Annotated in this window: 20 protein-coding genes and 1 pseudogene; all 21 read right to left on the reverse strand. The window is 38.8% G+C overall.

What is annotated here, in order from left to right; all coding sequences use genetic code 11:
• Window positions 1–164 precede the first annotated feature (164 nt).
• A complete protein-coding gene (locus BWX39_RS05150) occupies window positions 165–3,155 on the reverse strand; it encodes a cation-translocating P-type ATPase (protein WP_028906119.1) in 2,991 nt (996 codons plus the stop codon).
• A 254-nt stretch (window positions 3,156–3,409) separates the two neighbouring features.
• The gene (locus BWX39_RS05155; protein ID WP_028906120.1) at window positions 3,410–4,132 is read right to left on the reverse strand and encodes a Bax inhibitor-1/YccA family protein; all 723 of its coding nucleotides are present in this window, start codon (window positions 4,130–4,132) and stop codon (window positions 3,410–3,412) included.
• Between the two features lie 765 nt (window positions 4,133–4,897).
• A complete protein-coding gene (locus BWX39_RS05165; protein WP_028906122.1) occupies window positions 4,898–6,271 on the reverse strand; it encodes a hypothetical protein in 1,374 nt (457 codons plus the stop codon).
• Complete coding sequence (locus BWX39_RS05170; RefSeq protein WP_051129518.1) at window positions 6,271–6,654, reverse strand: DUF6565 domain-containing protein; 384 nt, start codon at window positions 6,652–6,654, stop codon at window positions 6,271–6,273. Before BWX39_RS05170 ends, BWX39_RS05165 begins: the two co-directional genes overlap by 1 nt.
• Window positions 6,655–6,697: 43 nt before the next feature.
• A complete protein-coding gene (locus BWX39_RS05175; protein ID WP_028906124.1) occupies window positions 6,698–7,075 on the reverse strand; it encodes a hypothetical protein in 378 nt (125 codons plus the stop codon).
• A gap of 22 nt (window positions 7,076–7,097) precedes the next feature.
• Complete coding sequence (locus tag BWX39_RS05180; protein WP_028906125.1) at window positions 7,098–7,667, reverse strand: hypothetical protein; 570 nt, start codon at window positions 7,665–7,667, stop codon at window positions 7,098–7,100.
• A 92-nt stretch (window positions 7,668–7,759) separates the two neighbouring features.
• Window positions 7,760–8,488, reverse strand: a complete 729-nt coding sequence (locus BWX39_RS05185; protein WP_028906126.1) for a hypothetical protein — start codon at window positions 8,486–8,488, stop codon at window positions 7,760–7,762.
• Window positions 8,489–8,490: 2 nt separating this feature from the next.
• Window positions 8,491–9,087, reverse strand: coding sequence for a hypothetical protein (locus tag BWX39_RS05190; protein ID WP_036860823.1), 597 nt, complete (start codon window positions 9,085–9,087; stop codon window positions 8,491–8,493).
• A 34-nt stretch (window positions 9,088–9,121) separates the two neighbouring features.
• Entirely contained in the window at window positions 9,122–9,700 is a 579-nt protein-coding gene (locus BWX39_RS05195) for a hypothetical protein (RefSeq protein ID WP_028906128.1), read from the reverse strand.
• Between the two features lie 31 nt (window positions 9,701–9,731).
• Window positions 9,732–10,562, reverse strand: a complete 831-nt coding sequence (locus BWX39_RS05200; protein ID WP_208857162.1) for a hypothetical protein — start codon at window positions 10,560–10,562, stop codon at window positions 9,732–9,734.
• A complete protein-coding gene (locus BWX39_RS05205; RefSeq protein ID WP_028906130.1) occupies window positions 10,559–12,307 on the reverse strand; it encodes a tetratricopeptide repeat protein in 1,749 nt (582 codons plus the stop codon). Before BWX39_RS05205 ends, BWX39_RS05200 begins: the two co-directional genes overlap by 4 nt.
• 17 nt (window positions 12,308–12,324) lie before the next feature.
• Window positions 12,325–15,720: a hypothetical protein gene (locus BWX39_RS05210; RefSeq protein ID WP_028906131.1), complete on the reverse strand. Its 3,396-nt coding sequence runs from the start codon at window positions 15,718–15,720 to the stop codon at window positions 12,325–12,327.
• An 11-nt stretch (window positions 15,721–15,731) separates the two neighbouring features.
• On the reverse strand, window positions 15,732–17,351 hold the full coding sequence (locus tag BWX39_RS05215; RefSeq protein ID WP_028906132.1) for a hypothetical protein: 1,620 nt from the start codon (window positions 17,349–17,351) through the stop codon (window positions 15,732–15,734).
• Window positions 17,352–17,376: 25 nt separating this feature from the next.
• Window positions 17,377–17,763, reverse strand: coding sequence for a hypothetical protein (locus BWX39_RS05220; protein ID WP_036860826.1), 387 nt, complete (start codon window positions 17,761–17,763; stop codon window positions 17,377–17,379).
• Window positions 17,764–17,774: 11 nt separating this feature from the next.
• A complete protein-coding gene (locus tag BWX39_RS05225) occupies window positions 17,775–18,983 on the reverse strand; it encodes a hypothetical protein (RefSeq protein WP_232620417.1) in 1,209 nt (402 codons plus the stop codon).
• Between the two features lie 512 nt (window positions 18,984–19,495).
• Complete coding sequence (locus BWX39_RS05230) at window positions 19,496–20,173, reverse strand: nitroreductase family protein (protein WP_028906135.1); 678 nt, start codon at window positions 20,171–20,173, stop codon at window positions 19,496–19,498.
• Window positions 20,174–20,439: 266 nt separating this feature from the next.
• Window positions 20,440–20,649 (reverse strand): hypothetical protein, encoded by a 210-nt coding sequence (locus tag BWX39_RS12805; RefSeq protein WP_028906136.1) that lies wholly within the window; start codon window positions 20,647–20,649, stop codon window positions 20,440–20,442.
• 177 nt (window positions 20,650–20,826) lie between these two features.
• A complete protein-coding gene (locus tag BWX39_RS12810) occupies window positions 20,827–21,186 on the reverse strand; it encodes a recombinase family protein (protein WP_370446767.1) in 360 nt (119 codons plus the stop codon).
• A 234-nt stretch (window positions 21,187–21,420) separates the two neighbouring features.
• Window positions 21,421–21,558, reverse strand: a pseudogene (locus BWX39_RS12815) (hypothetical protein); the annotation flags it as partial.
• A 70-nt stretch (window positions 21,559–21,628) separates the two neighbouring features.
• Window positions 21,629–21,820: a hypothetical protein gene (locus tag BWX39_RS05245; protein WP_028906138.1), complete on the reverse strand. Its 192-nt coding sequence runs from the start codon at window positions 21,818–21,820 to the stop codon at window positions 21,629–21,631.
• A gap of 263 nt (window positions 21,821–22,083) precedes the next feature.
• Window positions 22,084–24,804, reverse strand: coding sequence for a pyruvate, phosphate dikinase (gene ppdK / locus BWX39_RS05250; RefSeq protein WP_028906139.1), 2,721 nt, complete (start codon window positions 24,802–24,804; stop codon window positions 22,084–22,086).
• Window positions 24,805–24,911: the final 107 nt, after the last annotated feature.

Consider the following 24,911-nt stretch of genomic DNA (forward strand, 5'->3'; position numbering starts at 1 on the left):
AACTTAATAATAGTGGCTTGAGTTCCCTTATCTTTAAGCATTTTGGGTGCTTTATATGTTATCAACCAACCTATTACGATTTCAATTATTGAGCCTATCATTATTTGATGTCATTTGTTATAAAGAAAATGGCAGACTTGCATCTGCCACTTTCTTTGTGTAGATTATTTGAATATTAAATGTTTAAGTTCTCTAACTCCAGTGACTAAGAATCCAATGATGAATATAATCACCCAATCACTAAATGGCAACTGCTGAACATTAAAGAAACTATTCAGGAACGGAACTTGAACGATAGCAATCTGTCCAACAGTCACAACCGTAGCAATAATAAGGAATCCATCACAACCCTTTAGATTCCAGCCAGAACCTCCCGTCTTGTAACCACGAGCATTAAATATATATCCCATATGAGTCATAACAAATATCGTAAATATTAGAGTTAGCTCATAAACAGAAACCTCATTACGTTCACCAAAATGGAAGTTAAGCAGGTCACTCATACTCTTAATATCTGCATGTTGAGAGATAATCAAAAGAGCAAGGAGAATAACGAAGAAGAATCCGCCAACACCAAAGATGTTACGCAACATTGACGAGTCTAGAATAAATGCCTTTGGATCACGTGGCTTATCTTCCATAACAGATTTCTGTGGTGGAAGGGCAGAAAGTGCAATTGCTGCGAAGGTGTCCATAATCAAGTTAACCCAAAGCATTTGCGTAACAGTAAGAGGTGACTCTGTACCCAAAAATGCTCCAAAAAGGACAAGGAAACATGCAGCAACATTAACAGTAAGCTGGAAGAGAAGGAAACGCTGGATATTCTTGTAAAGAGAACGTCCCCACATAACAGCATTGGCAATAGTACTGAATGAATTATCCTGGATAATCATATCTGAAGCATCTTTAGCCACAGCAGTACCATTACCCATTGACAAACCTACGTCAGCCTTATTCAAAGCAGGAGCATCGTTAGTACCATCACCAGTAACTGCTACGACTTGATCAAGACTCTGAAGAGCTTCTACAAGACGTTTCTTATCCATTGGTCTTGCACGAGCAATAATCTTCAGATCCATTGCTCGCTCTTGAAGTTGTTTATCAGTCAAAAGGGCAAGCTCTGCCCCCGTAATGATATTCTTGCCTGTATCTGAATCCTGCCAAAGACCAATCTTTCGTCCAATCTCCTTAGCCGTTCCAGGAGTATCACCAGTTACAATCTTCACAGCGATACCTGCCTTCATGCAATCACCAATAGATTCCTTAACGCCATCGCGTATATCATCTTGAATTGCAAAGATGCCTACGAACTTAAGATTATTAGCAATAAGTTTTCCATCCTTAAAGATGTTATCATTATCCGTAAGTTCCATGTAAGCAAGACCTAATGTACGCATTGCTTTATTCTGATATGACAAGAGTTCTTTTTCTAGAGAGTTCTTTGAATCAGAACTAATATCACAGAGATTCAGTAAAATCTCAGGAGCACCTTTGACATAGACTACCTTCTTACCAAGAACAGCAGATTCTACGATTGTAGCCATATATTTATTTTCTGTTGTAAATGGTAGTCTGTCTATCAATTGTACTGTATCACGTATCTCTAAATAATCAGATCCTTTCTTCTGGATCCAAAGGAGAAGAGCTCCTTCTGTAGGATTGCCGATGACCTTGGTATTATTCTTGTCTGAGAAATCAAGATTAGCGGTCGTATTAACCGCAATCATTTCTGCAATAAGATTGTTGTCTGAACATGCTATTTTAGAATCAACAACCTCCATTTGGTTCTTCGTCAAAGTACCTGTCTTATCAGTACAAATAACAGAGGCTGCTCCCATGGTTTCACAAGCATGCATTGTACGTGGAAGCGTATTACTCTTCATAAGCTTACGCATACTGAATGCAAGGCTTAAAGTAACAGACATTGGAAGACCTTCTGGTACAGCAACAACAACAAGTGTTACGGCAATCATTATAGTCTTAAGGAAGAAGCTTACGAACTCTACCCAGTATTCGCCTGAAGAGAAATTAATATCACCAGAAACAAAGAACCAAATCAATCTTCCTATAATGATGAATCCTGCAATCCAGTAACTTGCTTTGGTAATCCAATCGGCAAGACCGTTAAGTTTTCTGCTGAGAGGCGTTTCACTACCCTTGCGTACACGCATACGGTCAATAAGTGGCTGTTCAACCACAACATCATCGTCTTCATGCTTACCTTGATATTCTTTTAGAGCATCATTAGCATCATCTTCTGTGCTATACTTACCAACGATCTCACCTGTAGAGTTATTCTTAACGAACCAACCAACAGTGATTTCATCGCCTTCATTCAGAGATTTATAAACCTCACCACATTCAGTACTCATACCTACCTGAGTTACCTCTGCTGTACAATAACCTTCAATAATATTTGTACCTTTTTTAATCTCATTAGCTCTATATGTTGCATCTGGATATGCATTCGCGTCAAGAGATTTTGTTGCCTGAAGTTCGCCTGTAAGCGAAGACTCATCAACAGTAAGACTAAGGCAATCCAACAATTTACAATCAGCAGGTATTTCTTCACCAGTTTCCAGTTTAACTATATCGCCCACAACAACATCCTTACGTAGAACCTGACATACATGGCCATTACGAATGACCTTCACAGGTTCATTATCATTTGACTGATTAAGACTCTGAAACGTCTTTTCATTGTTTTTTTCAAGCCAGTATGCAATACTTGTGGCAAGAATAAGAGCAACAATAATACCTATTGGTTCAAAGAATGCTGTCCATTCTGCATTATTCCATTCGTATTCGTAGGTTGAAATACCCATTGAAAGGACAAATGCAGTAATCAGGATTTTGAAAAGAGGATCTCCAAAACCGCCAAAGAAGCCTACTATGAGAATAAGCAGTGTTGCAATTGTTACGATTGCCGGCATAACCCAAACAGCCACGCCCATGCTAGATACAAGTATTCCTGCAAGAACAACCGACACAGCGATAAGCCCAAACATTGCTATCGCAATCGGATGTTTACATACTTCTTTAATCTGATCCCACAAGGAATCTTCTTCTGACGGAGTCAGCACGTTTGCACCATACTTCGCACGGCTTTCGAGCACCTGGGCATCGGTTAAGCCTTGATAGTGAATCTTACTCATTTTGCTCTATTATTTAGTTTATTCTTAATGATTCTTTTAACATTATAACTGATAATTGCAAATAATGCAACTACCAGTATAACGGACAAGGATATACAAAACATCTTCAAGTTGCCCTTTGTGTTCTTGACCATAAATAATTAGGCCCATCATCCCAAAGGTTATAATAACACTCGCAACGAATCCTAAAAGATTCCATCGTTTACGTCTCATGTTTAATGGTTCCATACTATCCATTGTTTATTCATTAATAATTATTTCCTATTACCTAAGAATCTCAATAGGTATAAGAAAAGATTAATAAAATCAAGGTAAAGAGTCAAACTGTCCATAAGAGCAAGTTTATTCGTCTGTTCCTCATCTCCATACATTGTTGCTTCATGAATTAACGTTTTTATTTTCTGAGTGTCGTATGCGGTCAAACCGACAAAGACAAACACACCAACATAATTCAAAATGAGAGACAGTCCAGAGTTTGCAACAAATATATTAACTATTGTCGCAATAACAAGTCCAATCAGAAGCATTGTGAGTATTTTACCTATGCCAGATAAATCCTTCTTTGTGACAAATCCGATAAAGGACATGACAGCAAATGTTCCTGCCGTTGTAAAGAAGGTCGAGGCAATACTCTCCATAGTGTATGCAAGAAATATGAATAACATCGTTACGCCATTAAGGATAGCATATGCAGCAAACATCAAACCTGCAGTCATTGATGACATGGAATTTATTCTAGCACTTAGCCACAAAACCAATCCTATCCCCGCACCAAAAAGTCCCCATAAAAGAAGTTTATTCGTAGCAATAGCATATATAATGTCTGGATGTCCTGCCACAATCATTGCTGTTAGAGCTGTCATCAATAATTCACATGACATCCAACCATAAACATTTCGCATTACCTTAGCAAATGTTGCAGGGAAATCTATGACATTACCTTGCATATTGTAATTATATAATTTATTATATTCCATGATTACATAACTTAAATTACACTTACATTATATATACTCTGTTTAGAAAACCTCACTTGCGTTGCTTTGCTCAGTTGTAAAGTTACTATCAGGCTGAGGTATCAACTCATACTCCAGTCCCTGATAGTTCAATGTTACTGGTTCATCTTTTGAATAGGAATCATTTGCCACAAATCCTCCTTCTTGTCCATTGGGCATAGTCTTATTAGGCTTCCAACTACGTCCACCATAGAAGAAGACTTGATATGTACCATTTGGAAGATTAAACTTATATGAATCTCCTGCTTTTATATAGGAATTGCAGACCATAACGTCATCGCTCTTTATAATAACAACTACGTCACACTCAGAACTACTTGAAGTGCGAACTTCTATAGATGATTTATCTCCTCGGAGATTACTGCAATCATAAGGTTGTTCCCCCGTAGATAACGAGCAGTCTATATAAGGATTATCTTATTCGGAATCTGTAGCAGTTGAAGAAGAGTTATATCCTGATTCATAGTTTCTACTCTCTGGACCAGGCTTAGAAGAACGACTATTACAGCTATTCAATGCAAAAAATGTTATCACCCCAAAGGCTAGTAAGAATATTTTTTCATTGATTTAAATGTTTTGTTTTACTTTTATGTTGCAAAGGTACGCACTTCTCTTCGATAACTATTCGGGGCTAAAACCTTTCTTCTTTGTGACGCTTTTGCTATCACAATTTGGTTGCAATATTGCAAGATGTTGTTACACAACTCTTATCTTGTTAAAGACAAGCTACTTACGGATTGGTACATTTTCTCTTTCATTCCCATACTCTCTAACAAGGACATTTTCTAACGGTATATTTACGCAGAAATTCCCATAAGAATTCTTGGAAACATTGTAATCATTTACATTATGCAAAACATCAGACATTTTATTAATACACCTTCGTATATTACTAATTATGGGTCTTCTTATCTCTGGGTCTTCAAGCCTTGGTGCAGAAGCTTTATCCCCATTAAGAGCGTGATATATGAGGTTATATTTATTCTGCATAGACTTCATTCTATTTTCATAGTTCCTTTTTTCTTTAACCGACATTGGAAGCGAAAAGTTAAGGCCTCCATTTTCACTTTCTATAAGCAGTAGTACATACAACGCTTTGTCACGTCTATGAAGACCTGTTATCTCCAAAGATAATTCTGGTAAGAACAAACTACCTTTTATTAAATCCAACAATATACCACTCTTTACGCCACGCTGAAGAACATATATATCGAAGAGCTGTTTATAGAAACCATGATACATAAATTGTCCATGAGCTTCTTCTGTATTCTTGACGAATCTTATTCCTGATATTAACATTCCTATGTATCTGTCAACAATATCTTGCATCAGAGGCAAAACATCGTTGTCAATAGTAATACGTAAGAAGTTAGTATAAAGCTTGTCACCAACGTAAGTATTACTAATCTTAAACAATAGAGAAGGAGGCACGTCTCTAAGATTATGGATGCCAAGTTTATTACATAACTGCTCAGAACAATATTCTGCAGTTGTAATGTTTTGCAAATTCTTGACAAGAATAGGAATGTTATTCTCTGGTATTGTCGGAGCCAAGATTTTTGCAATTTCCTTAAACAATCCTATATCTGTTTTCTTATAATGATTGGAAATAAATGGGATATAAATAAAATAAAACCCAGCCAAATGGAATTCCTTATCTATAGAGCGATAATTATTTGTAATGTCGGAGTTAATGTTGTTATCAAATGCGGGCTCTACATAAATAACTTGATTGTCCTCTATTGTAACTTCAGGTTCATGAACAGAGTACATCTCTGTCATACCAACAAACTCTTCGCTTAGACAAAAGATTAGAGCAAATATCAGTTGAGCCTCCTGTTCTGCACAGAATCCATCACTGACAGACATTTTTGAAAAAGATTCAATTAGAGATTTTCTCAACAGTGGAGTAGAGTCAGCAAGGGGCATAACGGCATCTGCAAGGGTCATCGACGATGCACTGATTTCATCTTCTCTGCTAATGTTGTATTCTTGTTTCAACTTAGCATAAAGAACCATTTCATATTCATCGATAACCAAATCTGCCTTGATAAGATCTATCAAGACTCTAACTATTGATGCTCGTTCAACCTTTTTCATTATTCTTCTTTATCTCCGAACCCTTGTGAAAAACCTTCAATTAGGCCTTCTGCTTCTTTCATTGCATCTTCAAGCCCACTTTTGAAAGTCTTAAAAGAATGCTTTGTAAACCGAGCAAGACAAATGCCTTTTAGGCGGCCTATTTCTTTCAGCTCCTCATCTGTATATTCGGATTTATATTGTTCAATTTCTTTTTCTATCTGCTCCAACTCCTCAGCAGAAGTCTTCCAATCCTCTTCTGTATAATCCTGAGCTTTGTTCTGAATTTCTTCAGTAAAGTTTTCAAGTTTATCAATTGGAGTTTGCTTAGAATGACAACCAATAGCACACAGTACAAACAATGCACCAGTCACATATGAAGCAAAATGTCTAAAACTTACCATATAATTTAAATAAAGAAGGAGGGATTTGCCCCCTCCTTTAATGTTAGAGTAAAGAGGCGAGTTTTTCAGGGAAACTCTTTGCCTTAGCTTTAATGTTCTCTAGGAGGGCTCGCTCTATATCATCTACTTGATCGTCGCCTTTAATCCGATTGTAAAGGTATTCTGCTTCATCTTCGTCAATCTCGTTTGGAGAGACTTCGTCCTCTAATACGAATGCAGTAATTGCATCGACAAACAAATCTTTCCATTCAGGCGCATTTTCTTTGCCTGAAACAGCGTCATTCAACTCAAAAAGAAAATCTGCTTCATCTTTGTCGATTTTACCATCCTCATAGAGGACAGCTTTGATTGTTTTTACTTCTTCAGAATCAATAATACCATCTGCGAGAAGATCCTTCTTTAATTGTTCTAAATTTGCCATAATTAATTCTGTTAAATTATTATTATTTCATGAACTCATCTTCGTTGATGGGAGTTGCAAGGAAGTTATTTTCTAATTTACTTTCTACAACATTTATTTCAAGACGATAGTTCACTTCATCTCTAGAATTTTTCACACCAAAATCAAATGTGTCTTGGCTACGTTCATAAGATACGTTTCTTGTAAACTTACCAATTTTCACATTGTCTTTTTCATACTCCATCCAATCATAACCATATGCAAGCTTCAGATAATATACACCTTGTGGTATTTCTTGGACTGTTGTAGTTGAATTTTCCGCACCATAAACATAACGAATACATTTATCTGTGCGTAAATCCATGATTTTTACAGCAACATTACAACCACTTCCCATTGCTATATCAAAGTAGTTGTCTTGTATGCCATATATTGGTTGTATTCCATATTCTTCCGTCAGATCTTCTGCCGGAGTTTCAACTGTCCAGCCTGCATTGAGCAACTTCTGTTGTGATGGAGTTGGCTCTGACACAACCTCATTCTGGCCATTTCTTTGATGGCATGAGACCAACGACAAAAGTCCGAATGCTATAATTGCAACATGAATCTTCATTGCTTACTGACAATTACAATTATAATTAAGGGGCACTACTATCTGTCGTAATGTCCCTTATTAAGACAATACATCAGTTATATTGCATTTATTTAATATACAAGTCCCTGTCGATACATTTCATTAACTTTACTTTGTATCTCTACATAAGCAGAACCAAGTTTGTCCTTACGTTCCTGACCATTGCCGAAATCACCACGAATAACACGTTTGGCGTTTTCAGCAACATCGCCTCCTATAGGTGCAGATGCAGCTGCTATTTGGCTAGTTGTAGCATTATTCTTTGGTGACTGAGCTTGTTGAACAGGCTTAGTGAAAGAAGATGCAACAGACGATGGCTTGTCTGCTTTCTGTTCTGTAGGCTGTGTCGGAGTTTGAGTTTGATCTGTTCCGGTTTTTGCAAGAGCATCACTCGCTTCAGCAGGACTTACAGTCTCAGGAGCATCTGAAGCTGCTCCACTTTCTTCGGCCGTACCCTCTTCTGGAACATCTGTCTGTGTTGTAGGCTCTGGTTGAGTAGCATCCCTGGCTTGAGCTATTTGCTCAGTCGGAGGAGTAACGTCATCACCAGTCTTATCATCACCTTTTATTCCGAAGAAATATACACCTGCGAGTATTGCAGCAGCGGCAGCAACACCACCAATGATTTTGCCTTTATTGGATTTCTTTGGAGTCTCTGGAACAGGTGCAACCTTAGTTGGCTCATTAGCAACTTCTGGTTGCTTCCTCTTCAATGTAACAGCAGGACTTTCAACTGCAGCAGGAGTTTCCTCCTGTGCAGTTTTTGTCTTTATTGTTACTTTATGCTTTATTGAAACCATAATTATGAATTGCAAATGAGGGCGAAACCAGGAATCTTCTCAAATGCGGTACTGAGATCCATAACTTCTGGATGATCCTCATCACCACCGCTCTTCTTAAGAGAGTTAACGCCATCGTTGTTCTTGATAGTACATACACAATAGATTGGACCGTGGTCAGCAGAATCCGCGATTACTTCAAGATAATCACCAGAGTCACTCTGAAGTTCGACACGGCCACCTTCCTCTGCATAAGTCACATCTTCTTCTTCAACAGCAGCATCATAGTTTACAATACAAATGTATGCCTCGTCGATTTCATTAAGACTTGCGACATTAATCTGCTCAGTTTCTTCTGAACCAGCTGCAGGTTCCTTGTTATCTCCCATGTGGAGCATATAAGGGAATGCGTTCAAGTCACCAAGGTCGCTCTTGCGTCCACGGTATTCATTAGAGAAGATACCACCAACTTCTCCGTTTTTCTTCTTAAAGAAGAGACAGAGGTCGAGGTCAGTTGGAGAGCTCCAGAAGAGCTTAATTTTTAACTTTCCACTGAATGTAAAATCAGCAGCTTCACCCTTACGTTTGAGGGTAATCTTTTTCTTTAATGTTACAGCCATGATAATTTAAAATTTTGGGTTTGACTTTATATTATTACTCACAAATAAGAGAAAATCCTGGAATTTTATCAAATGCAGTACCTAAATCCATTACTATACCTTCATTCATAACAGAGTTCTCACCATTATTGTTCTTAATAGAACATACATTATATACGTGTCCCTGTTCTTCAGAATCTATTACCACTTCAAAGTAATCACCATTATCACTCTGAATTTCAACACGTCCTGAATCCTGAGTGAAGTTAATTTCCTCTCCGTCGATAGCCTTACTATAGTTAAGCACACATACATATGCAGTATCAATGTCATTGAGACTTGCAACGTTTATTTGCTCAACTGACTCGCCACCTGCTTCTGGTTCTGCTTCGTCTCCCTTATGAAGCATGAAAGGAAACTCTGTTAAAGAACCGAGATCTGATTTCTTCTGACGAAAAGCAGAAGAGAATACACCACCTACTTCGCCATCCTTTTTCTTAAAGAACATGCAAAGGTCTAAATCTGTTGATGACTGCCAAAGGAGCTTCACCTTCAGAAGTCCTGTGAATGTAAACTCTGCAGGTTTCTCTTTCCTGCGAAGTGTTACTTTTCTTTTAAGTTGTACGCCTTCCATTTTTGTTTAAAATTAGAATGTTTATACTGTTCTAGAAATCGAAATCATCATTAGTTATCTTACCTTTCGGTTTTGATGTGACGGATTTCGTTTGAGTTCTATTAATCGATACAGAATCAAAAAAACTATCGTCTGTTTTATGCGATGTCTTTTGAGGTTTCTGCTGTGGAGGTGGAACCGTCTTGCTTTTTTTAGGAGAACCAAAATCCCAATCGAAATCAGGGTTTACCGAATTACCAGAGGTACCTTTCTGTTCTTTCGTTTTGGAGTTTGACTTTCCATTTGGTGCAAAACCTTTAATATGTGTGCGATCGTCCTTTCCTCCAAGGAAGTCATCCTTTGGAGAAGAACTAGTACTACTTTGTCCAAAATCAAACAAACTTCTTCGAGTTTCACGTATTTGAGCTTCTTTTGCAGCATCCAACAAACTGTCCTTGCGCAAAGACCTTTCAAGACTATTCAGTTTGTCATTTGCTGCATCAAATTCTTTCTTGACTGCAAGTTCGTTTATCTCTGACATAGTCTTTTTAAACTGCTCAGACTTATGAATCTCAACGAGTTTTTCCTCAGATTTCTCATATTTAGATCTAATGTCAGAATCTTCACGAATATCAAGTGCTTTCTTGCATAACGAATTTAGTTTCTTCCAATCTTCTGCAAGGTGAGCAGAATCTATATCGCGAATAAGTTCATTCCATCGTTTCTGTTCCTCTTCTGCTTTTTCTTTCTTGCTGTTGATTTCTGCAATTTTTGCACTCCAACGACGTGAATTAGCAAAGTCAACCACAATCAATTCATTGCAACTTTTAAGAGCATCATCATAGCGACCTTCATTCATTGATGAATTAAGATTATTAGTCAACTCTGCAACCTGTGCATTTGCAGCCTGTTCTTCTTTAGTATTTTATTCTCACGATCTTCAATTTCTTTGTAATCAACATCTAGAAGTCTGGCCTTTTGTAATTCTTGCTTAGCTTCATTGTATGCTTTTTGCGCAATAAACAAATCAGCTCTGTCAAGGTAACGTTCCAAATCTTTTTGACTCTTTATACGACGTTGAGAATCTTCTTTTATACGCAATGCCTCCTTTGACTCAGGCATAAAGCTAAGAGCTTCTTCTGCTTTGAACTTTGCCGTTTCGTAGTCTGCATCATCATAAGCAGACTTAGCCTGTTGGATTTTCTCTTTATAATGATTCTGCTGAACAGCCACTTCGGCTTTCTTTCGAAGAGCTTCTTCATGCTTTTGTTTAGCCTCCTCATCGTCAGGACGCAATCCCAGTGCAATATGGAAATACTCTTCCATATCGTCATAGTTATGCTCACGTTCTGCGTCATAACCTCTATCCATAGCATCCTTGAACTTTCGTTCAGCATCAGACGCTTCGCGCTCCTCAGCAGCTGCAGCATCTGTTTCGTCTTGTGCTTTCTTCAAAGCAATAGCTTCTTCTTCTGCGTTCTTGATACGCATCAATTCAGCTTCTGCATTTTCACGAACATACTTTTTGGTAGCAGAAAACTGTTCGCAGTCAATAAAGGTATATGCACTAACTAGAGAGGGTAAATCAGAATCTTTAAAACAAACCATTTTGCTATTATCGAGATTATAATAGCTTGTCAGTTCTTTTTTAAACTGGACATTTGTAAAGGTATTGCCAAGAAAAAGTATTCCACGAAGCTGTTCATGACTTATTTCTGCATCTTTAACAAAACCGACTATAACATTAACGATGTCCTTTACAATCTTTTCAGTTCTCTCATCAATTTTTACTTTGCGAACAGAAACCGAATAGTCCTTGTAAGGATCTCGTGAAAATGTTACGTTTGTCAGCTGTATTGGAATGAATCCTTTTGCAGTAGAAAGCCTTACAAGCCAGTCATCTACATATTGATTCATTCTCAGATATTCAGATTCTCGTTCCTCAATAGTCTTAAAAAAATGTTCTCTGTCATTGATATTATCAACGACATGCTCAATGAGAGCACGGCTTCTAACATCCGTACCCAAACCTATTAGAACATCTTCTTTCACTCTATTGAATAAGTCATCTGTTTTCTGATAAAGAGAGTAATGAAGATTCTCATTGCAAGCATTAAGAACCAAATAATACCCATCTTCTACATAGCCAGACTTTTTTGACGCATACTCCAAAGCTAAATGACCAATACGAGCAACTGTTTCTTTCACATCGATTTTTTCTGCCTTAAGTTCTTCCAGGAACAAAAGGCGCGAAGCTAAAGAAATATCTTTTGAGAAAGAAACATATGTAGTAATGTCACCATCTTCATCCATGTCTTTGCGCAAATCATAAAAAATCTTTGAAGACTTGAATATACCTCTCATAGGCTGAAAGCGCTTAAACATAGTATATTTTGCAGATGATTGAGTAATCAAAGAGAACACATCGCCATAATAGTGATTCTCATTGTTACGAAATTTGCTCTGGAAGCCTTTACCATAAGAAATCTCATCATTGGCTACATCTTCATAAAAATAAAGCCAAATACGATCCTCATGGTTGGGTAGATTTACAGGACGAGTGATACCGTCGGTGTTTACAGCACCAACGATATACCACTTGTCTATGTAAAGAGCTAATGATTTCATATATTTAGGATTCAATCCTACTGATTAAAAGCTTTTCTAATTAATGTACTAAGGAAACAGATTCCTTCTGCGATAATTATAGGCTGATGATAGTGGAAACCATCACCTGTTTTTGCCTTCTCCTTGGCTTTCCTATATTCTCTATCGTTGTTACAGATAAAACTTGCAATTCTAGTAGGAAGATCGGATAAGTCATCACGAAGTTCACTATCAGCTCTTGCGTAAAGTTTGGTTTTCTGACTAACGAATTCTATGAAAATATCCATGAAAGCTTCGAAGTTAGTGACACCTGAGAAGTCAAAATTACCCATGTCATCGGAGAAGTAATCACCTGTCAACTCATCCTCAACAGAAAGAGTCTTCATGCTTCCTCCAGGAATGAGGTATTTGACACCTATTTCGCCACAAATGTCACGGTCATCTGCTTTCTGCTTCTTAACTACATCTTTTGGATCACACAAACCCTTTGCAACCTCTGCTTTATTGTCAACCTCAATTTCATCACGGTATTTTACAGTGAGTTCGACATCAGTTACACAATGTACACCAGCATTTAAGCAAGTTGAATAGTATTCACGAGTAGCGCGATTACCAGCAGAGTTACGTAACCAGTGGAAAATACGTCCTCCCTTACCGAAAGAAAGAATATCAACACGGTCAATATTAGTGAGTCCATTATCTTTGATTGTTTTACCAATCAACATACCAGAATAATACAAAAGAAGACCTGTCACATATGCAGGAATAGTGAAAACAAACTTCGCATCACGGTTGATTGTGTCGTAGAATGCCTCATATTCATCGAGAGTCTTCAACTGATCAAATATGTTGTTAAGATAGTATGGAGCCTTATTCGCTTCTGTGAGGACATCGCGAATGTTTGAGACATAAACAGACTTCTGGTTACTTTCATGGAAGTTTACCAATGCTTGTCGGAATGTCTCAGACTTAATGACTGCATCAAAGAATACACCAGCGGCAAGACGTACAGAACTCTCCCGGAACAATGTATATTTATTGCCATTATTTGGATCCTTTCCAAGCAGAAGTATATCACTTGTACTACCACCAACATCAATACCAAGGAAGAGATTATTGTTAGACAATCCGAAATCCTGAGACAGAGCAAAACTACAAACGGCTTCGGCTTCTGTTGGGAAGTCTTCGTTGATTGTAGGCTTTCGTCCCGTTGTGATAGGATTTATCTTAATAAGATCATTAAAAATCTTATCATAATCATTCACGTCGGACTCCATCATAGATCCAGGATGGCTCCAACTGATTTCTTCTGGACGAATCTTATTCTTGTAAAGGAACGCACACGCCTGTAACCATATAGACTTCAAATAAGCCCTTTTCTTTTCAAGTCCCTTTTGGTTGTCAAGCCATTTCATGTTATAATGAAGCGTTCCTGCCTGAGTCTTTATTTCAAACTCATCCATCTCACGTACTACAACATTAGGACGATTTACTGGTACACCGCCAGCAACCTCTTCTGACTGATTGTAGCAATTATAACGGCTATCATGTTCATGAAGCCATGACTTCAATTGGCCATTCTCTGCAGGATAATTAGTGAAGAACAATAGTTCGTCATTTCCTGCATTGGCTTTTTTATCGTCATTCTCATTACCTACCAGTACTGCACGATTATTCTCAAACTGAATAGGCATTGCTCCACGGTCATTCGCGTTATAGTATACACATGTATTATTGCTACCGAAGTCAATACCAATGATAGCAGTACTATTCATATCTACCGAAGTTAAATCTTTAACAATACTATGACGAAGCATCAGATAGCCAGCTCGCTCATCATGTCCACCTTTTTGCACTGTAGCGATAAGACCTTCAAATGGTTTATAAGCGGCAATAATATTGTACTTAGGCAGATCCTCACCTTGTCCAGCAGGATAAGTTATAAGTGGCTTAATGTCAACTGCAAGTTCCTCGTTTGGTGCAGCCTCATACAATGGAGTTAAGAAATTTTTGTTTCCATCACGAAGAATATTGCCATTAAATTTAAAGATTGGCTGGAATTTGTTCTTTGCATCAGAAGTAAACTCTGTATAAAGATAGTATTTGTTCCACTTGTCTGACACGAAATTAGGCCACATGATTACACGACCCATATCTTCCATCCAGTCAATTTGATATTCACGAGTGTTAAGAGTTACCTTCTCGCCATCAATTTCAACAACCATTGCGACAGAAAGCACATCGCCCTCGTCACTAATTGAAGCAGAAATGCTACTATTACCACCGGCATTGTAATCTAAAAGCTCACCTAAGCGATTCTTAAAGATGTTAATACCCATCTCTGAAAGAGGAATTGTAAAATAGCAAGTTGAGCCAGAATGTAAGTCCTTGACCTGAAGATAATATACAGGAGCATCAGAACACTTTTGACGCTGATTCGCATCCTCGGCCCAACCGACGACATACCCATCACTACTCAACAGACTCTGAATATCACCGATTTCAATGCATTCTTCGTCCACCTTGCGATATGTAAATGTATAATCGCTTAACTTAAGATACACAGGAACATCGCTGTTAAACAGAATACTGAAAGGACATAAAAGTGCTCCGTATGTAGGAATTGGACCTTTATCACGTAAGTCTTTACGAGAATTGAGAATTTCTGCTTCCCAATCACGACTCATGCTCTTGAATCCATCAATATTAACCTTCTGTTCGTTTTGACGGAATTGATTAACCTTTGCTTCAAAAGCATCAAGGTTACTATTCATGTTCTTGACAAACAGATAGAGCTTCTGTAATTGGTCTGGAGATAAGTAAGGCATAGGATCCTCCAGCTTACCATTTCTGTACCAACTTATATCAGACATACCATCAAGGTCTGAGTAGTTTACACCAGTAAACACACCTGTGAGTGGAGAAGTTCCACCAATTAACTGATCTTTGTAGTAGAGAAGATGTATATATGGCTGGGCATCGGGATTCTTAGCAAGAGCATCCTGGTTACTCCAAATATCCTTATCATTAAAAAGCATTCGACCAAAGGCAGATGCAATGTCGTAATCTCCTCCCTTCGAATTCATCGTAACAGGTTTGGAAACGCGAATACGGTCAGAGTACAATGCCATCAATGCAATAAGTCCACGCCACTCACCATGAAGCATTTCGTAGAACTGAGTGAGGCCTGAATTTGAAATGGCAGGGTCAGGATTCGCAAGTGTTCCAAGAGCGAACTTAAAAAGTTTAGCACGAGCCCATGGGGTAGGTACACCAGAAATAAGTGCTGCTATTTTATCTGCACTTACATCTTCAAGTATCTTACCCGTTTGAATTCCTTGGATATAGGAAGACGCCATGTTCAGGTCATTCCAATTACCTTGTGTGCCAGTTGTAAGAGTTGTATAACTCTTTATCAATAAAGCTTTAGACATAGCGTATCAATTTAATTAATGTTATAAATTTTGCAGAGTGTTTCATAAATAAGTTTATAAAAACGCTCACCTGTATTTGTTATAGTTGTTGGAGCTCCATTATGCAGTTCCTCAATAAACTTCTTCTTGAAAGTGTCAAATTTTGAACCAAAAATTCCGACAGAGAACGTCCAATCTTTGCCAACTCCTTCATTTCGATAGAGGCTCTTATTCCAATCAAATTTATGCAATTCCTTCATTGTATGGAATGCGAATAGTTTTGGGTTAAACAGGAAGTTATCACCTCCATTAGCGGAACGATGAATCTGACGAATCCATCCTTCTGCCAATTCTCCATTAATATTACGAACGTTAAACAAACGGAAATACTTCTTCAAATATTCCACCTGATTAACATCGATACCGTCAAATCCTGTAATTTCCTTTTGCTTATTGCAACGAACACTCTCAACAAAGTCAATATCTGGATCATTGCAAAGGAACGAGAATGCTATCAGCATACCGAACTTCTTAGCAAAATCCTTATCATAGTTGTCTTGGTTGTTTCCGACAAAATCCTTAAATTCAAATTTTCCAGAACTATCAACTGCTCTATACACGTAATCAGTCTCGCCAGCACTCTTATTCCCTTTAAAATGTGCCATATCAGCATGGTAGAAATCAAGTGCAGCACATGCAGCTAACAATTCAATATAATGAGAATCGTTTTTCTGGTCGCCACCGCCTGTGATGGTCTTGGTAATTTTATCCTTTTCACGAACCATAGGATCCCAGCCTTGACCATCAGTACCCATCATGTAAAAACGCTGGTAAGTATTTTTTACAGTAGTATCATCATCATAAAACATCATTGCAACTTGTGAATTCAATGCAAACTTATCACTTGTAGCAATGACTTTCTGTTCTTTCAACTCTTCAGCAGAAGGAGCCTTGAAACTAAAATAAGCAGTAAGAAGGGTTGAAGCAAAATATGCACGGCCAAGAACATTAGCCGCCCCATTACTCATAATGCTTGCTGCTTCAGAAATAGCCTGTGGAATAATAGGAATAGAAGATGCACCTGTTCCCCCAAAAACAGAACCCAAAATAAAGATTTTAGGATCACTACCACCATTACAAGCAGCGATTAAGACTTGAAGGAATTGTTTCAAATCACTATCCATACGAGAACGAGCAGCTTCAACGATGGAATGGTACATCATCATTGACCCTAAGTGTGTCTGTGCGCGATAACCATGACGAAGATTGAAGTTCTCGACATTTTCCGTCAAGACAAGGTCTGCCAAATCAGCTTCCTCTGGGCTATTATATTTAGTGTTTCCGTAATTAAACACATCATTAAACGTACTTTTTTTCTCATAATTGGGACTAAATTCATAATACTTGATGTCTGCAGAGAAAAAAGTGTTAGTTAAAGCCGTGCGATTGGCTTTGTCTAGATTCTTCGAGTTTACATATGCTTCCTTGACTTCTTTTAGACGAGAAAAATTACCATTATTCTTGTCAGTATCAAGTGCCAAAAGATGAATCTCGGTATCATCGAACATACCCATTGCACATAGGTGAATCAAAGATTCTATGCAACGCATTCCTGTACCGCCGATTCCCAATACGAAATACTGCTTTGCCATAATCCGTTGATTATTATTTATTAGACTAAGCGTTCTTCTCCTTACCGAGGATTGAACCGAACTTCTTGTGACGGAAAACAAACATAAGAATTACACCTCCTACGATGTATACGCCAAGATTAATTCCAATGCAAATAAGATTGGTATCAGAGAACATGCTCTGCCAACCAGCATTTGTGATGTCTGGCTTAACTACAAGGTCATTGTAAACATAGAATCCAGCAGCAGCCACAAGACCAATAATAACGTACCAGATTCTGCGTGTAATGTAAGAACGGTCATCACCCCCTTTATAAGCTACCAAAGAAGCAACAAGGAAAGATAAACCAAGAGCTACCGCACCAACGATTGCGGCATAAACCATTGTTTCGTCTTGCAAAGACTGAAGTGCAGGAAGTGTTGTAATTCTCATATGATTAATTTTTAATATTTATTACTTTTTACGTAAATTGAATAGAAAGGCGAATGCTTCATTTGATTTTGGAGGTCTTTATCTACCAAACATTGCTGCACACTTGTAACAACAGAACTGTTTGTAACACCAGGCTGTCCAAGGAGATCAAACGTGAACATTGAGGAATATTTCGAGAACACGTTTTCTGTCTGACTAATAAAGAAATCAATCTTAAAATAATTGTTTGGATTGCCATATTTCAAGAATGAGTTATCCAATCTCATCACATCAAAATACAAGTTGATAATTCCGTGACGGCTGAATTCTTTGTGGTCAACCATCAAGAAATTTGGACACTCCGTTAATTCAGCATCTAATGGACCAACCTTTTCTTTTGCCTCTTTTCTCATGTAATAATCCATGTATTCAGCGTTCATGTCATAGACTCTCACACCCACATCTGTGATTCTATAACCGCCAAAAGAATTTCTGTTCACTTTAATCCCAGAAATAACAACGTCGCCATTGGGTAGAGGATTACCAGTTTGCTGATCCACAGCCCCCATAATGAAATTATTAATACCCTTCCAATCGATAGTCCAATCCTGAATCTCAAAAGACCCACAAGGAGTTATCGTAGCAGCTAACATGTCATTTGGCTTAGACGAGTTGCCTTCTACCATAACACCAGGATGATCGGCTGAAAGATGGAAGAGCTGTACCTCTGGGAACTGTTCCAAACTAGCAGTTTGAGTTATCCGCTCAAAAATATTGTTTTTCAAACGAGAGTCCGTAAACAAGAAATAAAAACGTTTTTTGTTGTATTGCTGAACATGGTTCACCTCCACATATGGTTCTGACAAGATAAATATATCATGTCCCTTTTTCAACCAAGTCTTGAATGCCTTAGCAAGATACGGATTATTGGGATTAGCACCAGCCAAAGTTGGATTGTAATACTCACCATCAGTAAGCAATGCTGCTTCGGTATTGCCATTTGCTATCTGTTCTGCAGCAGATTTAAGGTCGGCATAATTAACTTCTACGATGTTCAAAAGACGATTATACGTATCTGTAGGTTCTTCTTTTGTGATAACATTTCCTTTTATGGAATAATAAGATTTTGTCGCTTCAACAAATGAAGGAAGAAGCTTAACATAGAAAGGAGATGTTTTCATGCCTTCTGCAATACATGTGGAATAATCCACATACAAAGCCAAATTGTCTTCTTCTATCATTTTTGAAGATTGATAGAAGTTTGCTACATGAAACTCTTTGATATACTTTGTGTCAGGAGGGGTTGTTTTTTTACATGACACAAACATGGAAACAAACGCAGACATGGCTAGGCATGCAACGGTTGTTTTTAAACATTTCAAGCAATTATTCATATTTAACGTTCTATATTTTTTGCTATTCATTAACATCTTATCTCTCTCTTGACCAACCAAAGAGCACTGTCACTGGGAGATTGTATTCTTCATAGGCAGGTTCGTCAGTAATGTCGCAAGGCTCGCGCGTACCTAAAAAACACGTTTACGCGTACAAAATTACAACTTTTCTACGAGAAAATTGCAATTTAATGAAAGAAAGTTAAACAAATAAAAATAAAAAAATAGCAAATTTAATGTTTTTTGTATCTTCGGATGCCATTTTAACAACGAATCCTGCACATGGTATTGCTATTTTTGTCTATTTTTGCTAATTTATGACAACAAGCTCTTTCTCGCCACAGAGACAAAAGGGGTAATTACTGCCATTCAAGATTATTAACTCCAGCCCCAATCTCGAAATGACACTTTGCGATACCCAAATCCAGCTGACAATATCCAGTCATAGAAAACCCTTTCTTGGCTCTAATCATGTGATAATTGTCACTAATACCAACATTCTCAAACGAAAATTTCTGCTGATCCACGGTTGTTGGAGCAAGCAAGGCAGCTTCCCCCCCCTTCTTGAACCACGACGAAGTGATGTCGCTCGCATTACTAACGTCCTCAACAATCTTAATTTTATGGCTAACACCTTGCGTTTCCCCATAACCAAGGGCAATCATACATGCCAGCTTTTCATCATTACCCACATGGTACGCCTCTGGAACCTTACGGTATGAAAGACCAACCCAACAGGTATTTAGTCCTAAAGTCTGAGCAAGCAAAACGAGCTGTTCGCCATAGTAACCAATACGCTCATCATGGTTGTCACCTTTCTTGACAACCATGACGAGGTAGTTCTTAGCCTCGCTGAACTGACCATACGACAGCATTCCCGTGAATGCCCTCGTCTCGTTCAGTACCAGCTGAATGTTTAGGTTGCCGACTTTATTGCACTCTGCGATTTTATCTTGGAGAGCAGTAATGATGTCGGCAGGTATTTCCCTGTCGATATACCTACGTAACGTGAGTTCGATATAAGAATTTTCTCCAATATATTATCTATAAGGCACTTAGAGATTTAATAAACTCCAAAATAAAGAAATAATCTTGTAATTCGAGTATTTATTACTACTTAAAATGGTTATAGTGAGCTATTTTATCTAATCAAGTCCATTTTAAGAAGATTTAACAACAATCTAATATGCTTATAATCAATAAGAAACGGAATATTTTCATTTAATTCTTATATCGAACTCACGTTACGTACAGTATGACGTGCTTTTATAGCTTCTTGAAGAGTCATTGCTTAATCTTCTTTTTATTGAATATCTTTTCCTTTGCCCTTCTGGTTATTCCGTTCACTTTTCTTTTTAATCGGACCAGAATGTTTGCCACGATTCAGCTTTATACCATGCTTATTCAATATGCGGAATACAGAACTACGACTGTGGAACCCACTTGCTTTCCAGATTTCATCTATTGGATGACCAGCAGCATATAGGTTAATAACAGTTTTCTCCCTGTCCATACGTTTCTCTTTTGCAGTAGAAATCGGAGGTAGCTGAACTATCTCCGTTCCTGCAATTTTGAGACATGCTCGGAAGACTTGCGAAGAACCAGTGCTTCGTCTGGTAAAGATCCAGTCATCAGCAACACATCTGAAGGTTTTGTCTCTGGGAACAATTCATTGTTGGAGTCGATGCGGTCATGAATGCTGATAATCATGAATGCTGATAACACGTATGACCTTCACCTGGCAAAATTCCAGGAACATTGCCAGTTCACGTGCGCGACGAATTGCATTGCTATACTTGCTGATGACAAGCTCATCGCCACGTTCAAGGGCAATCATTAGTTGCTTCCAAAGCGGACGGCTCATTCTCGTCTTCTGACGTTCATAGTGGAATATACCATTTACATACTGTTCCTTCTTTGCATTGAAAATGTCCACGGCATTCAAACCGCACATGCAAAAAGAAATCAGAGCCACATCTTGACCAACCTCCATAAGAGGATTAGTAAATCTGCTCCTGTCTGGAACAACATTGAAGAACTTACGCAACATACTAGCTGGAATCGCACGTTTCTCAGGAATATCACTTCTTGGTATGACAACATTTCCCCAAGGATTCTTGATTTTGTTGATTCCAAGCTCTTCGTCATTAAACTCCTTCAGTGCTGGTTTATACACCTCTCTAATACATACGGGATATTGCTCCTTGCAGCGACTAGTCTCGGATAGGGACTCTATCCATCGGTTAAGAAAAGCAGATGTCATGCGAGAAAACATGATATTGTCTGTTTCTGCAAATCTCTCCATGTGTTGCAAAGCCCACTTGTAATTTCGAGAAGTTCGCTCCTGACCTCTACTAATCAGTTTGTCAATATGCTTTCTTGCATATCGGAGAAAGAAATATCCTTGCCATAATCTGTGCATAGGTTAGCAGTTCGTTTGCTGACCAACTAGAGGTGTCAATCTGATTAAGTTAAGTATGGTGTAGAACTTCTCAATCAAGATAGAAGTTTGTTGTAATGACATAAGGACCAATGATGTCCTTCTTGTCATCACTTAACCCTTTGTCATTAACCGTCCATGAAGTTCTCATGTAAGAGAACTGTCTGTTATGAGTGAAGCGGATGTAAACATTGTACATTCCATTCTTCATCTTTGACTTTACGATTGCCTTTAATGTTGCCATAGCTGAAAATTATTTTATGTTACTTATTCTTGTTTTGTAAAAGTTGCCGTTAGGAAGCTCCAAAATTTGGGAAATATCTCGATTTTTTGGGGAAACAAATAAATGTCTTGGGAAATACAAGTGTGAAATTTGGGAAACATTTACCCGATTTTCGGCAACTTGTTCTGCATTTAGAACGTGCAGAATATGCACAAAAAATAAAGGGCAAGTACCTGTTCCCCAGATACTTGCCCTTTATATAGCTAATTTTCAGCATTTTCCGTTTATTCTTCGACAGCAGCCTGCGCCGCAGCCAATCTTGCAATTGGAACACGGAAAGGAGAGCAGCTTACATAGTTTAAGCTTACACGGTGGCAGAACTTAACAGAGGTTGGTTCGCCTCCATGCTCGCCGCAAATGCCACATTTAAGGTTCTTACGGGTTTTGCGTCCTTTCTCTACCGCAGTCTTAATGAGCTGTCCGACACCTTCTTGGTCAAGAACTTGGAATGGGTCTACGTCCAAAATCTTCTTTTCAAGATAGCTTGGCAAGAAGCTTGCGATGTCGTCGCGGCTGTAACCGAAAGTCATCTGGGTCAAGTCGTTCGTACCGAAGCTGAAGTATTCAGCCTTGTTGGCGATTAAGTCTGCTGTAAGTGCTGCACGTGGAATCTCAATCATCGTACCCACTTTGAACGGAACTTCAACGCCTTCTGCCTTGAAAATCTTATTAGCAGTCTTGCGAATGATTGCTTCCTGATTGTCGAGCTCGTGCACGATACCTACGAGTGGTACCATGATTTCAGGCATTGGATTGAACCCTTCTTTCTTTAACTGAACAGCCGCACCAAGGATAGCACGTGTCTGCATCGCTGTAATTTCAGGGAATGTATTGCCAAGACGGCAACCACGAAGTCCCAACATAGGATTGTGTTCCGACAAAGAGTTCACACGATTGCGGATAAACTGAACGCTAACGCCCATTTCCTTTGCCATAGCTTCCTGTCCTTCTTCATCGTGTGGTACAAATTCGTGCAATGGAGGGTCGAGCAAGCGAATGTTTACTGGCATGCCGTCCATACATTTCAAGATGCCATAGAAGTCTTGTTTTTGATATGGCAACAACTTCTCAAGTGCTTTTTCTCTGTCTTCAACCGTATCTGAAAGAATCATTTCACGCATGGCTTTAATCTTCAGGTCTTCAAAGAACATGTGTTCTGTACGGCAAAGACCGATACCAACGGCACCAAATGTGCGTGCAACTTCTGCATCGTGTGGCGTATCTGCATTTGTGCGGACACGCAACTTTGTATATTTGTCGCAAAGCGTCATAAGTTGAGCAAAGTCGCCTGTAACTTTGGCAGCCTTTGTCTTAACTTCTCCGTAGTAAACCTCGCCTGTTGAACCATTCAAAGACAAGTAGTCGCCTTCGTGCAATACAGTTCCGTCAATTTCTACTGTACGTTTTTTATAGTTTACAACAACGCCACCAGCTCCACTGACGCAGCATTTACCCATACCACGGGCTACAACGGCAGCGTGAGAGGTCATACCGCCACGGGCTGTAAGAATACCTTCAGCGGCTGTCATACCTGCCAAATCTTCTGGAGATGTTTCGATACGAACCATGATAACCTTGTGTCCATCTTCGTGCCACTTTGCCGCATCGTCGGCAAAGAACACGATTTGTCCACTTGCTGCACCTGGAGATGCTGGCAAGCCACGTGTAAGCACTCTGGCTTGTGCCAATGCTTCCTTGTCGAATACAGGGTGAAGAAGTTCGTCGAGCTTGTTTGGCTCGCAGCGCAGAATGGCTGTCTTCTCGTCGATTTGACCTTCCTTGAGCAAGTCCATTGCAATTTTAACCATTGCCGTACCCGTGCGCTTACCGTTACGAGTCTGCAAGAACCAAAGTTTACCATCTTGTACGGTGAACTCCATATCCTGCATATCGTGGTAATGCTGCTCCAACTTATTTTGAATACTGTTGAGTTGTGCATAGATTTCAGGCATGGTTTCTTCCATTGAAGGGAACTTTGTACGACGGATTTCTTCGTCTACACCTTGCTGATTTGCCCATTTGCGTGAACCTTCCAAGGTAATTTGCTGTGGAGTGCGGATACCTGCTACAACGTCTTCGCCTTGTGCGTTCACCAAATATTCGCCATTGAAAACATTCTCGCCATTACCAGCATCGCGAGAGAAGCATACACCCGTTGCAGAAGTCTCGCCCATGTTACCGAATACCATTGCCTGAACGGTAACTGCTGTACCCCATTCTTGTGGAATACCTTCCATCTTGCGATAAAGAATGGCACGTTCGTTCATCCACGATGTGAATACAGCGCAGATAGCACCCCAGAGTTGTTGCATTGGATCGGTAGGGAAGTCATTTCCAGTCTGGCTTTTGATAGCTTTCTTAAATTCTGTAACAAGTTCCTTCAAGTCAGCAACACTCATTTCGTTGTCCAACTTAATGCCACGTTTAGCCTTTACATTCTGAATGATAGCTTCGAATGGGTCGATGTCCTCCTTGTTTTCAGGCTTCATACCCAATACTACGTCGCCATACATCTGTACGAAACGGCGGTAGCTATCGTATGCAAAACGTTCGTTGCCAGTCTTCTTTGCAAGACCTTCAACAACCTCATCGTTCAAGCCAAGGTTCAGAATGGTATCCATCATACCAGGCATTGATGCACGTGCTCCAGAACGAACACTGAGCAATAAAGGGTTTGACGGGTCGCCAAACTTAGAATTCATCAAGTCTTCAATGTGCTTAACACTGTTTGTTACCTCTGAAGTTAAAACCTTGATGACAGTCTCTTTACCTTTTTCAAAATATTCGTTACAAACATCGGTTGTGATTGTGAAACCTGGAGGTACAGGCACTCCGATTAAATTCATTTCTGCAAGATTGGCACCCTTGCCACCTAACAAATTCCTCATGTCAGCTTTTCCTTCAGCTTTTCCATTGCCGAAGGTATAAACTCTTTTCTCTGTCATAATAAAATATGTAAATATTTAAATCTTTTTTCGTCAGTGCAAATGTAACAATAATTTAGCAAATAAGCAAACTTTTAGAAAGGAAAGTACATCATAAACTTAACATC

It is taken from the genome of Prevotella intermedia ATCC 25611 = DSM 20706 (genome assembly GCF_001953955.1).
Taxonomy (GTDB): Bacteria; Bacteroidota; Bacteroidia; order Bacteroidales; family Bacteroidaceae; genus Prevotella; species Prevotella intermedia.

What these genes read in the sequence shown, in the direction of transcription:
- BWX39_RS05180 (WP_028906125.1), bottom strand. Translation starts at nt 7,667, where the DNA reads ATGAAGATTCATGTTGCAATTATAGCATTCGGACTTTTGTCGTTGGTC.
- BWX39_RS05150 (WP_028906119.1), bottom strand. Translation starts at nt 3,155, where the DNA reads ATGAGTAAGATTCACTATCAAGGCTTAACCGATGCCCAGGTGCTCGAA.
- BWX39_RS05245 (WP_028906138.1), bottom strand. Translation starts at nt 21,820, where the DNA reads ATGGCAACATTAAAGGCAATCGTAAAGTCAAAGATGAAGAATGGAATG.
- BWX39_RS05195 (WP_028906128.1), bottom strand. Translation starts at nt 9,700, where the DNA reads ATGGAAGGCGTACAACTTAAAAGAAAAGTAACACTTCGCAGGAAAGAG.
- BWX39_RS05185 (WP_028906126.1), bottom strand. Translation starts at nt 8,488, where the DNA reads ATGGTTTCAATAAAGCATAAAGTAACAATAAAGACAAAAACTGCACAG.
- BWX39_RS12810 (WP_370446767.1), bottom strand. Translation starts at nt 21,186, where the DNA reads ATGTTGCGTAAGTTCTTCAATGTTGTTCCAGACAGGAGCAGATTTACT.
- BWX39_RS05165 (WP_028906122.1), bottom strand. Translation starts at nt 6,271, where the DNA reads ATGAAAAAGGTTGAACGAGCATCAATAGTTAGAGTCTTGATAGATCTT.
- BWX39_RS05210 (WP_028906131.1), bottom strand. Translation starts at nt 15,720, where the DNA reads ATGTCTAAAGCTTTATTGATAAAGAGTTATACAACTCTTACAACTGGC.
- BWX39_RS12805 (WP_028906136.1), bottom strand. Translation starts at nt 20,649, where the DNA reads ATGGACAGGGAGAAAACTGTTATTAACCTATATGCTGCTGGTCATCCA.
- BWX39_RS05225 (WP_232620417.1), bottom strand. Translation starts at nt 18,983, where the DNA reads ATGATAGAAGAAGACAATTTGGCTTTGTATGTGGATTATTCCACATGT.
- BWX39_RS05175 (WP_028906124.1), bottom strand. Translation starts at nt 7,075, where the DNA reads ATGGCAAATTTAGAACAATTAAAGAAGGATCTTCTCGCAGATGGTATT.
- BWX39_RS05190 (WP_036860823.1), bottom strand. Translation starts at nt 9,087, where the DNA reads ATGGCTGTAACATTAAAGAAAAAGATTACCCTCAAACGTAAGGGTGAA.
- BWX39_RS05155 (WP_028906120.1), bottom strand. Translation starts at nt 4,132, where the DNA reads ATGGAATATAATAAATTATATAATTACAATATGCAAGGTAATGTCATA.
- BWX39_RS05205 (WP_028906130.1), bottom strand. Translation starts at nt 12,307, where the DNA reads ATGAAATCATTAGCTCTTTACATAGACAAGTGGTATATCGTTGGTGCT.
- ppdK (WP_028906139.1), bottom strand. Translation starts at nt 24,804, where the DNA reads ATGACAGAGAAAAGAGTTTATACCTTCGGCAATGGAAAAGCTGAAGGA.
- BWX39_RS05170 (WP_051129518.1), bottom strand. Translation starts at nt 6,654, where the DNA reads ATGGTAAGTTTTAGACATTTTGCTTCATATGTGACTGGTGCATTGTTT.
- BWX39_RS05220 (WP_036860826.1), bottom strand. Translation starts at nt 17,763, where the DNA reads ATGAGAATTACAACACTTCCTGCACTTCAGTCTTTGCAAGACGAAACA.
- BWX39_RS05215 (WP_028906132.1), bottom strand. Translation starts at nt 17,351, where the DNA reads ATGGCAAAGCAGTATTTCGTATTGGGAATCGGCGGTACAGGAATGCGT.